Below are 11365 nucleotides of genomic sequence, written 5' to 3'. Positions count from 1 at the left end.
GTATATAAGGGTTTTGTATAGGTGGTTATAAACTTGAAAAAAACAAGTTTAAATAATAATCAAATCAATTGTATCAAATAATTCGTTATATTAGCATGTAAAGAATTAATGTGATAAATAAAAACTTGGAGGTAATATATAATGAAATTATATCAAAATGGAGAAGTAGGAAGTAAGAAGAAAGGTGTAGTTTTACAACCAACAGGTGGTATGGAAAATGTGAAGCGTACAATACTTCAGTCGGTTTGCCTAGATGATTTACAAAAAGCATTAACTGAAGAGCAGTATAAGTGTTTAGAACAAGCTTTTCCCTCGAAACGCTTTCTTGCATGGGGATGTAACGATTATGGCTGGACGGATAATCAATATAAGATGATTAACAAGGGGTTTGATATATGGTTTTACACAGATTGGTGTTATTTTTTACGTGCGGAAGTTGAGTGTGGCTTTCACAATCCAAAAGTGGCAAGTTTGCTATGGAACTCTCCATCGGATGATAGTCGTAACTTTAATAATCTATATTTCTGTTCAGTTGATTCGTTAACGAAAATCAACTTGCTTACACCAGAGGTTAATGAAATCACACGAGGAGAATTGAAAAAAAATGTTTTAAGACGTTTGGAAGTTTTTATTGATGAAAAAGCGACAGCTTTATTAAAATTAATTTAAACATAATAGTGGTCAAAAGAGTAATCTTTTGGTCACCGTTACCTGTATTTTGTGAAGGAGAAATTGGAATGAAACAAGTAATGACAGGCTTACACTATTTAATGAATGTTAAAGGTCAAAAGAATAAGGATGTTGCGGAAATTCTAGGTATTTCGACTCAGGCGGTTTCGTTATGGACGAAGAAAGGTACGATTCCAAAAAAACATTTGGAAAGACTTGCAAATCATTATAAGGTATCACAGGAGTACTTAGTGAACCCATTAACAGCAGATACGATTAGTGTTATTAAGAAGGATGCAACGCCAGTGATGGAGATTACCCATAATGGACTTGCTACTTATGGAGATTTCAATGTTGTACTGCAGCCAACAAGCGATAAAGTGGCACGAACTAATTTTAAAAATACGATTCGTCAGTTACGTGATGTTGAAGAATTTGCGGAATATGTGAAGGCAGAAGAGCTTGCGGATTTACGGGCAATTTTCCCTGAGGGGAAGTGCGCTGTTTGGGGCGTGAAGTCGGGTGCAAATGATGCAACGAAAAAGCAGTATGATAAGTTAGAACTTGGTGATTTTGTGCTATTTTATCAAGATAAGCATTTTTATAACCGGGCCATCGTTGCGTATAAGTTGCATTCTCCTGGGTTAAGTGAACATTTATGGGGAAATCCAATTTTCGAGCACGTTTACATACTACAAGATATCCATCCATATAACTTGTCGGTTGTAAGATTTAATGAGGTTGTATATGGAAAATCGGAGGATTTCCCAGTGATGGGTTTCCGTGTATTAAGTCATGAACAGAGCTTGCAGGTTATTGATGCATTTGATCTTGAAGGTGAATATGTAGACTCGCATGTTGCTATTTTGGAAGCATCTAGTGAGAAGCGCTCACGTGAAGAGATTTTAAAAGCATTGTTAGCACTAGAGAATAATAAGGAGCTTAACCGTGATACGAAGCGTAAGTATCGTGTTGAACAAAGTTTGCTAAGGGAATTTTTATTCAATGGTGAGAAAGCGGTGGTATGCGGTTGCTGCCAAACGAAATTATCACCAGATTTTATTGCAACGGCTCATATAAAAAAGCGTTCGCACTGTTCAAATGAGGAAAAACTAGATGTCAATGTGGTTATGCCACTTTGTTATTTAGGGTGTGATATGTTGTTTGAAAAAGGGCTCCTTGTAGTGGATTCTTCTGGTTATTTTAGGCGTACGGATATGATGGATAATGCTGTTCCTTATGAGGGACGTGTAGGTGCATTACTTGGAGAGTATGATAACAAGTTTTGTTCGTATTGGAAGGAAGAGGCGGCACCTTATTTTGAGTGGCATTATAATCATCATGTAATGAAGTGAGAATGTAAAATAAACGTTCATCAAAAATCAGATTCCAGCAGTATTGCAGGAATCTTGGTTTCTTTTTTATGTGAAAATAGCTTTATATAATCTTGATGTAATTAAATTTGAAAATCTTGTAGGCTGTAGTGATTCGGAATTTTCCCGTTAATTTAATGATTCATTATCAATCATTTCAGATGGAACGGATATTTTTTCTGCATTGTTCCACGTGTTTGTCCATATAATATTTTTGAGTTGCAAGAAAGGTAAATATTGCAAAATGCAAGGGGATATATGTTGATTAAATAGCAGAGATCCCGTTTATTCATTTTAGTACTACGTGATTTTTAATAATATTTTTTGAAATAGGTAGTATGTACAACTAAATTTAATGTTATTTCTATTCATCGGATTTAACTTGTCTTGTTTATTTATCGGTTAAAAGTCTCGAAAAAGGTCTTCTAAAGTAATACCTAATCCCTTTGTTATTTTTGCTAAGCTTTCTATTGTAACGTTTTTTTCACCACGTTCAATAGCACCTATATGGTTAGTATGTATATTTGATAATTCTCCTAAACGCTCTTGGCTTAATTTTTGTTCTTTTCTTAAGAATCGAATGCGTTCTCCTAATTTTTTAATGAGTTTCATGTTTTCAACACCTTATCAACTTATAACTATTTTCTTATTATAACACTTATGATTGTGATTTTGGCAAGCATTCCATATGTACAAGGAATGAAGAAAGAAGAAAATGAATTTATTTTTTTGCTCTGTTATATAAATATTTCTATCATTAATGTTGTATAGATACTTAAATATTGATATCTCAGTAAAATTACATTAGTATTAACAAGGATATATAACTGACAAAAAAGTCGTAATTTATGTCAAAAACGTCTTTTCTTATCTTTTTTGTTTTCAAATGAATGGAATAATAACCTATTTTGTATGACTAGAAAGGTTTTTGTTGGTTGCTAAAAGAAAATGGAATAGGATACAATAAAATACACAAGAAAATACGTATCAAATTCTGTATAGGAGGGAAAAAGATGCCGATTTATCGCAAAGGTGAGTTTTTTAATGGTCCTGGTGGTTTCGCAGCTGGTGCTCGTATGGCAAGAGTTGTAGATGCAAATGGAGAAGAATATAAAGTGGAACATACTTGGTCGAATGAAATTTGTCCAGATGCAGCGGCAACATACACGAATAATATTTGCCCAACAGCTCCTGATACAGTGATTGTTCAAGATGTTCGTACATTAGATATAGAGACAGAGACACGATTGGGACCAATTGATGCATTTGTTTTTGGGTTTCCGTGTAATGACTTTAGTATTGTAGGAGAACAGAAAGGAATAGATGGAGATTATGGTCCACTGTATAGCTATGGTATCCGAGTATTAAAACATCATCAACCACAATGGTTTATTGCTGAAAATGTAAGTGGATTACAAAGTGCAAATGATGGTGGTGCATTCGTTCAAATCTTGCGTGAAATGAGAGATGCAGGATATAAAATCACACCACATTTATATAAATTTGAAGAATACGGCGTTCCACAAGCAAGACATCGTATTATTATTGTTGGAATTAGAAATGATATAGACATTGAATATCGAGTACCTGCGCCAACTCATGGACCAGGTAGAGAGCATCCGTACGTTACAGCTTCACAAGCGTTAGAAAATATTCCAGAAGATGCTGCAAATCATGAGTTTACAAGGCATACTCAGAAAGTAATTGATATGCTAAATCATATTCCTCCGGGTGAAAATGCATGGTATGAAGGTATTCCAGAACCTCTTCGTTTAAATGTCAAAGGTGCAAAGTTAAGCCAGATTTATAAACGATTAAATCCTAATTTACCTTCTTATACGATTACGGGAAGTGGTGGAGGTGGAACCCATGGTTATCATTGGGATGAACCTCGTGCATTAACGAATCGCGAACGAGCTAGAATTCAAACATTCCCAGATGATTTTGTATTCCTAGGTGGAAAAGAAAAAGTTCGTCAGCAAATTGGAATGGCTGTGCCTCCGAAGGCAGCAAAAGTCATTGTAGAATCAGTACTAAAGACGTTGGCTGGCATAGAGTATGAATGCACACAACCAAAATGGGACGTGGATCAGTTATTAGGGCAACAAGATTTACCAGTACTTGTATAAAACTAAGGAAAAAAGAGGTCTTTCCCATAATAGGAAATGACCTCTTCTTTTGTTATTCTGTAGTAATTGTTTGATGCAAGGCAGAAAATGTAGCATATCCTTTATTGGTAATAGCGCGTAAGAATAAAGACACTCTTTCCTCTTGTGAAAGATTATTTTCTATACAGTAATCTAGGAACGCTAGTAACGTTTTGGCATTCATTATAAATCCTTTTACTTCACGACCATCAATGTGATTTTTGGTTTTCTCCGTAATTTTTTCTAGGTTCTTTTCTCCTCCGATTTTGTCAGCTGCAATGTAACCGAAAAAGCTTACCTTTCTACCTTCGTACCCCTCATAGTTTGGGATATATTCACTTGCCATATGAGAAGCAAGGTTGGATGGAAGAGAGAATTTACTACCGCGATAGTTTTTAGCATCAATTAGTCCGAAACCATCTTGTCCATATAAAAGACCAATTTCAATTTCTGTTAGATCACCTGTTGTAGATTTTGGACGCATAATAACTTCAAAACCTAGTTCTTTTAAAATTACGCCAGTTTTATCCTCGAATGCAAGGTTGTTTGTTTCAGCTAGATATGCTTCATAAAAATCTCCATTTGAGAAGAATGAAATTTCTTCTTCCTTCAATTTCTCTTCGACAATCAATAGAGCCTCATTGTTTCTTATTCCTACTGCTTTTAGTGATTCTACAACTTCAGTTTTGTTATCCTTTGATATAATAGGATATTGGGATAAAGCTTCTTGAATAAGTAATTCATTTTTCCCCTTATTTGTAGCAGGTTTTTCACCATGGAAGCGAGTTGCCTTATAGCTATTGATGTCTAATCCATTATTTTCCGCCATTCGCTCTAAAGAGAATTGATAACGGTTGTTAAAAGGATAACGAACATCTAATTCCACTATTCGCTGTGTCGTCTCTATGCAGTAAGAAGGATTAACACGCAAACATTCTCCTCGAATATACTCTACTAGTTGTGTGTAGTCACAAAGCAACATAAATGTATGCGCTACATCAGAGTGAGCGGTTTCAAAATCCCGAGCAGCGCTGTCAGAACGGGTACGATGTTCATATTGCTCTGCAATATCAATTTTTATTTGTCGTTTTTCTTGTTCATTCGCTTTGCGGAATCGCAGAATGTTTTGTGTTACAGTATGTAATTGATTATCGTGAGATGCTGTTAATACAAAATAAGTTATTTCTTCCTTGGTCACATAGTAATCTAAGGAAATCTGATTGGTTAATTTAATTAGGAATCGAGCTGGACGAATTTTAAAATGTGATGCATATTTTGGTCGGAAACCAGATTCTAAGAAATATGCATTTGGTATTTGCAAAGTAAGAATCTGTTTAGATGTATTTTCAAATACATTATTTCGGGCTAATAATGCTTCGCCTACTTTTGTGGGTACTAAATAACCATTTTCGTTTACATACACATAAGCGAAAGTTTTTAACATTGCTACCCAAGTACGTCCACCTGAGCCATCATTACTAATATTGGGTTTTTTCAATCCTTTGTTTCCCAACACTTCTTCGTATCGCTTATGAAGGTCTCGGTTTCCTTTCCAGCGATTTTGAAAATTGCTTGTTGCTTCTTTTAATGCACTAAGTGCCAATGCATGAAATTTGGGGTCTCTTTCTGGGCGAGTAATGAACCATACTTTTCTTTCTGACATTATTGCTCCTCCGGTCTATTAGTAGAATTCAATAGATGCTCTAATGTTTGTCTGTTGCGAACGTCTATTGCTGGACTTTCTTTTAATGCTGCCAAGTATACTTTTAAGACAAGAACAAGATTTGTTTCATTTTCTAATGTTGGAGCTACACTCTCTTCTGTGGCCAAAAGAGAAAGAACTTCTGTAATTTTGATGATATCTTGATCTAGTAAATCATCCAATGAAGGAGGAGTAAGGCCTTTGGCTTCATCTAACTTATTTAAATACATCCAGTAACGAATGAACTTAGAAAGGGAAATGTCTCTACTTCCTCTTATATCTTTGTTAAATTCGTTGTAACCAAAACCAACATCTTCACTTAGCTTTTTTTGTTCTATCCCTAATATTTTTAAACGCTTGTCCACGTTTTCCAATAACTTAGAAATGAGAACTTTTTTTAAGAAATCTTGAAATATTTCTTTTTCGCTCACAAAAAAAGCCTCCTTATCTGTTTCTATAATCAGAATAACGGAAACTTTTGGTAAGTGTATTACCCTTAAAGGTACTTTTCATCTTGTTTTTAATTTTTAATGAGAGAGATAGTAGTAAGTTATAGCCAGCATAAATCGGACTTTTCTAATAGGGTGTTTCGTTTTTATAAAAGGGTCAAAACGATGTTGATTTTCATCTTTAACTAACACTGTAGTTTAGTTGAAGAATTTGTTGGAATTTATAATGTATTTTATTTAGCAAACTTTTGGTTTGATTGTTATTTCTTTGCTACAAGGTTTTGGAAGTTTGTTTATGTTTAAAAAAGCCTCCTTATATATGCATAAGAAGTCCTCAATTTGTAGAGGGGTTAAATGGTGTAACTCTTTTGGTAAATCCTTTAGTTTTAAGAAACTGCGCCCAGTCACTTTGTTACCAAGAAGATTTTTGGCCCCTATGTAAGTACCTCGATGAAGGTAAATTTTTTTCGGAGTAATACCAAAACAGAAGCCCAGTCTTGTTGCCATATCATAGGAGGTTAATGAACCTACTCCAGTTATACCTCTAAACAATTTCATTAAAGTATCAAAGTCTTTGATTTGCTGTATTTTATCATAGTTATTTAATAAATATTTTTCCACATGCTCTTTAACTGTTCTTTTTATGCGATACTGATGCGGATGTGTTTTGCCACTTGAGGTTATTGACCATGCTATCAAGTGAATAAGTTTTTCTGGGGTATTCTTATATTTAGTATAAAACATTAGTTCCTGCAATTGATAATTACCGTATTTTTTTAAGAAATCTTCTGCGAGAAAGGAAAGTGAGTTCATTTATTTATCACTCCTAATATGTATTATATGAATAAATTCAATTTCTATTTCATTTATTCATATTTTATTAAAAAGTCAATAGATTGATGATTTACAACTTTTCGAAAACAAATGATACTAAATATATTGGCTGTTTGTGCGATTACAGTCAATATTTTTTAGAGGAGAATGACCGATAGGTTATAGTAAAATATTCAGTCTATGTAGAAGTTAGTAGTGGAAATTGTAAGGGATGGTTATTTAAAAAATGATAGGGTAATGAGGATAAAATTAGAACAGACACAATATGTCGTTTGTTAATATATGAATGTGTCTACGTAAGTTAGTATTTTAGGGGAACGAGGGTTGGGCTTCGTTCATTAAGTTTTGCACTAAAGTAAACTAGATACCCTTTTATAATTTTATTATAAACAAGAATATGCTTATTTTTTCATAAAGAGGTTATTTTAACATTTTAAGGAAACAACTGGGTATCTAATTTTTTTAATTAGAACTATAAGGTAGAGAGAAAAGGCATGGTAAGGAATCCATGTTTTTTGTTAAATCAATTTTTATAAAAAGATACAAAGTAGAAAGTTCACCATAATGTACTATTATAACCTATTTTATCGTTTAAGTGACAGAGAGTAGAATTTTACTGATTGTTAATTCAACTGCAATCCTTTAATTGATTGAAATTGATGGGAAATTTTAAATTTGTTATATTTATATAGTGCGTTGTATATAGTGTGATTTATATTTAGCCGGATTATTAGACTACTGAAAAAAGTAGTGCAGAAGGTTTGTTTTAAGTTATTAGCATAGCACAAGATGGCGAAAATATTACTCACAAACTTAATCAAGGGAAATTCTATTAATTAGGGGACAAATAATAAGAGATTTAAGACTTGAAACAGCTAAAACTGACTGGAAATTTGAAGAGCTACTTTCTTAAATTACAAGAGGAATATAATTATTAATGATAATTTATTAGTAGGGGCAGAAAGGGGAGGGGAAAATGGAATCTTATATAACTAATAAGCTTTTAAAATTGTATCCGACACGTGTTGTTGAAAAATTAAGCTCAACACATGCTAGCTTATATCGGTTAATAGGAGTTACAGCACAAGAAAAAAGTAAAAATATTAAAGAATTCCTAGAGGAGCTGGGATTTACTTATGTAACAGGGCATAGAGGAATAAGTTCTACTTTTGATGCAATAACTGCTAGACTTTTAATAGATGAATACGGGATATCACAATCTGATCTTGCTCAATGGCAAGGGATTAGTAGACAAGCTATCAGTAGTAAATTAAGTAAGGATACTGTGGGGACAGAATGGATAACAAATAATCTTACGCTAGAAGAACAAGTAGTAGTTAAAGATATGATTGAAAATAAATTGTTCACAATTCATAATGAGAATCTAACAATTGCTATTCGTACTAACTACAAACGGGTTGCAATTATTGTCGTGAATGAAAATGTAACAAAAGTAGTATTCAATTTTTCAGAAGAAATAAACTGGTTAATTAAAACACAAAGGTTAGATGTTTTTTCAGAAATCGACTTTGAGGTAAGAGAAGGAATGAAACCAGTTACAATTATGGGAAGTTCATTTGTTTATGTAGATACTGTTATTAGAAATAAGATTAGACAACAATGTAGAAAACATGGTGTCTCTGAAGAAGAATACTGTAAACTGCATGGATATGCTGGTGTTACAGACGGGAGAACATTTTCAGACAAAGAAATAGAAGACATTATTAAATTATATGTTACTAAAGAGAATTATGTTTATTTACCACACAATGCTGAGCATTACTATAGATTTACCAACAGAGCTCATAGGGCTAATATGTCTCTTGATGAATTTTTTGAGTTTTTTGGCTATATAAAGGTAGATAGCAGATTAAATTCCAGTTATGACTCCAAGATGGAGGGGTATAAGCAAGAAATCAGAAGGTATTTAATTGAAGGATCAGATCAAAAGGTATTGTTGAAAAGTGATTCAAATTTATATAGAAAGCTTTATCCCTTTGCTAAAAGAAGAGGCATTACTTTAGAAGAATTGCTTCAAGGTTTAGGATTTGAAAGGGTATTTAGTGTTGAAAGCAATGTGACTTTTTTGAATTCATATGAAACTAATTTGAATAATTTTAAAGATATAATTCTAGCAGAATTAGAAAATATCCAGGGGAATATGGAAAGGGAAACATCTTTATTGGAAAAAACTAAAAGAAATAAGCAACTAGTAAGAAAACTTAAAGAGCTTTACGGTTATCGATGTCAACTCTGTGGAAAAGAAAATCTCATTCCTCTAATACGTAAGGAAGATGGTACTTATTATGTAGAAGTACATCATATAAAGGCGTTATCAACTAAATATTTAGTAGAAAATGATGAACATGCTTTTGATGATATGTTAGATCATTATTTGAATGCAATTGTTGTTTGTCCGTTTCACCATAAGGTTCTTCATTACCATGATGGTAGATTCGAGCGAATTGTGAAGCAGGATAATGATTTGTTTTTTATCTCTAAAAAAGAAACTTTGTTAAAAATAGAAATTAACTTTCACATAAGTGAAAAAGATAGTTTAACAAATTAAATAGATAAATCTGCATCATTTTCAATTAACTCTAGTCTATATTTTGTTCCGTAATCTATTTGAAAATATGAACTGAACCGGAAAAAATAAGGCGGTAAATTAAAAAGACAGAAAATTATATCATATCGAGGATAGTCTCTTTTCAACAAAGAATTCAGTAGGTGCTATAGAACAATGGTATACATAACAAAGTGATTTTGGAAATGTAAGTAATTTAAAGGAGAGAGTAGAAATATATGAAAATAGAACAGATAAGAGCTGGTTGGGATCAGATTTTAAATTCATTAGTAAATGAACATTGTAGAAGAAAATACACAGGGTCTTTTCCAATATCTTTAGAAAATGATACTTTAACCATATTATTACGGAATGAAAATATAGACCCTAAATACAATAGTCGTAATTTGGGATATTTAGAAAATAGCATATTAGACATATTTAAACTTAAGGTTAAGTGTGAGAGTAAAGCTTTTGATAAAATTTTAATAAAAGAGGCCGACCTAAGGAAATGTATAAGATTTGCTATCAATACGCTAACTCCCAACGGTTCAGAAATGACAAAGTTTGATTTTCAGAATCAGGAAAGATCAGCAAGAAGCAATGGAGATTATTTTATTGATGTAATAGAAGGTAAATTAGCCGAATTTACTTTTAGTGATTTTTGCAGTGTTCTTCATGATTTTACTTTTGAAATAGATACCAAAATATACAAAGGAACAACGGTGACAGATGGAGGTAACGATGTACAAATACTTTATTATTCACAGAAAAAACGTATTTCAAATCTAAAAGTAGATATTAAGAGCACGAAGGTAGGGAATCAATGGTTACTTGTCGAGAAGAAAAAAGTATTTGCGGATGTTTATGTTTTAGTTAAACTCCAATTTGAAAATGAAAGTTTTTTATCAGATATTTTTATAGATCCAAACCAATTAGATTCAGATAGTTATAGGGAAAAGGTAACCCAAGATATTTTCTTGAAGTTTAAAGGACAATATTATGCAGAGATTGCTGGGTTTGCTTTATTAACTGACTTAATCGATCCTATTACTAATAAACCTTGGTTTGAATTCGCTTCCGAAGAAAAGCTATTGAGAGTTAGAGAATTAATAAATGTTGTTTCTGATTCCCCTGAAAAAAACCGGGAGATAATAAGTGAATATCAAGATGTCTTGGAAGGATTGAATGTAGAGTTAAAGGCAGAAGTCAATTATGGGTTGCCTGCAAATCTACTAAGAAAAAATTACGGGGCTTGGCAGTGGTTATTTAAAAAAATTATACAAGTATCCATTCCTTTTCATAACCAAATTTATCTAAATGCTTATCAAAATTTAATAAAGGATCAGGAAAAAATCGATGAAAGAGTGCAAGAGCTAAAAAAAAGAAGAGATAAATTCTAATAAAAAGCAATTATAACCAATATTCAGTTATCATGTTAGAGCTGTAATAAAAGTAGATCAGAAAATTATGCCACATCTTCTATATTGTATTAGAAATGGTTTTAAAAATTTACGAAGTATCATATGGTTATATTGGAATTCTTTAAGTAGGCAATCGAAACCAAGAGCTGTTTCGGTGGGAATATAAGACAATAAAAAACAAGCCCCTTTTGAACTGCACCT

The 11365-nt window shown here is 32.6% G+C and carries 9 protein-coding genes; 5 read left to right on the top strand and 4 right to left on the bottom strand.

Annotated elements, in window-relative coordinates:
- The first annotated feature begins 141 nt into the window (after window positions 1-141).
- Window positions 142-669, top strand: coding sequence for a hypothetical protein (locus tag ACO6VI_RS27165; protein WP_422424599.1), 528 nt, complete (start codon window positions 142-144; stop codon window positions 667-669).
- 68 nt (window positions 670-737) lie between these two features.
- Window positions 738-2024: a hypothetical protein gene (locus tag ACO6VI_RS27160; RefSeq protein ID WP_422424597.1), complete on the top strand. Its 1287-nt coding sequence runs from the start codon at window positions 738-740 to the stop codon at window positions 2022-2024.
- Between the two features lie 420 nt (window positions 2025-2444).
- Here ACO6VI_RS27160 and ACO6VI_RS27155 read toward each other — a convergent pair whose 3' ends face one another.
- On the bottom strand, window positions 2445-2654 hold the full coding sequence (locus ACO6VI_RS27155; protein WP_422424596.1) for a helix-turn-helix domain-containing protein: 210 nt from the start codon (window positions 2652-2654) through the stop codon (window positions 2445-2447).
- A 401-nt stretch (window positions 2655-3055) separates the two neighbouring features.
- On the opposite strand from ACO6VI_RS27155, the gene ACO6VI_RS27150 reads away from it, so the two are divergent.
- On the top strand, window positions 3056-4171 hold the full coding sequence (locus ACO6VI_RS27150; RefSeq protein WP_422424594.1) for a DNA cytosine methyltransferase: 1116 nt from the start codon (window positions 3056-3058) through the stop codon (window positions 4169-4171).
- A gap of 52 nt (window positions 4172-4223) precedes the next feature.
- Here the strand turns inward: ACO6VI_RS27150 and ACO6VI_RS27145 are convergent, their stop codons facing one another.
- The 3 genes from ACO6VI_RS27145 to ACO6VI_RS27135 form a co-directional block, all read right to left on the bottom strand.
- Window positions 4224-5852: an AlwI family type II restriction endonuclease gene (locus ACO6VI_RS27145; RefSeq protein WP_422424593.1), complete on the bottom strand. Its 1629-nt coding sequence runs from the start codon at window positions 5850-5852 to the stop codon at window positions 4224-4226.
- Window positions 5852-6322, bottom strand: a complete 471-nt coding sequence (locus ACO6VI_RS27140; protein ID WP_422424591.1) for a hypothetical protein — start codon at window positions 6320-6322, stop codon at window positions 5852-5854. Before ACO6VI_RS27140 ends, ACO6VI_RS27145 begins: the two co-directional genes overlap by 1 nt.
- A 255-nt stretch (window positions 6323-6577) precedes the next feature.
- A complete protein-coding gene (locus ACO6VI_RS27135) occupies window positions 6578-7153 on the bottom strand; it encodes a hypothetical protein (protein WP_422424590.1) in 576 nt (191 codons plus the stop codon).
- Between the two features lie 997 nt (window positions 7154-8150).
- Between ACO6VI_RS27135 and ACO6VI_RS27130 the strand changes: the two genes are divergently transcribed.
- Both ACO6VI_RS27130 and ACO6VI_RS27125 read left to right on the top strand, forming a co-directional pair.
- Window positions 8151-9743, top strand: a complete 1593-nt coding sequence (locus ACO6VI_RS27130) for a hypothetical protein (protein ID WP_422424588.1) — start codon at window positions 8151-8153, stop codon at window positions 9741-9743.
- A 236-nt stretch (window positions 9744-9979) separates the two neighbouring features.
- The gene (locus tag ACO6VI_RS27125) at window positions 9980-11143 is read left to right on the top strand and encodes a hypothetical protein (protein WP_422424587.1); all 1164 of its coding nucleotides are present in this window, start codon (window positions 9980-9982) and stop codon (window positions 11141-11143) included.
- Window positions 11144-11365 lie beyond the last annotated feature (222 nt).

The organism is Bacillus sp. PSXD-155 (assembly GCF_049310765.1).
In the GTDB taxonomy this organism is placed as follows: Bacteria; Bacillota; Bacilli; order Bacillales; family Bacillaceae_G; genus Bacillus_A; species Bacillus_A cereus.
This window is presented reverse-complemented; position numbering and strand designations above follow the sequence as displayed.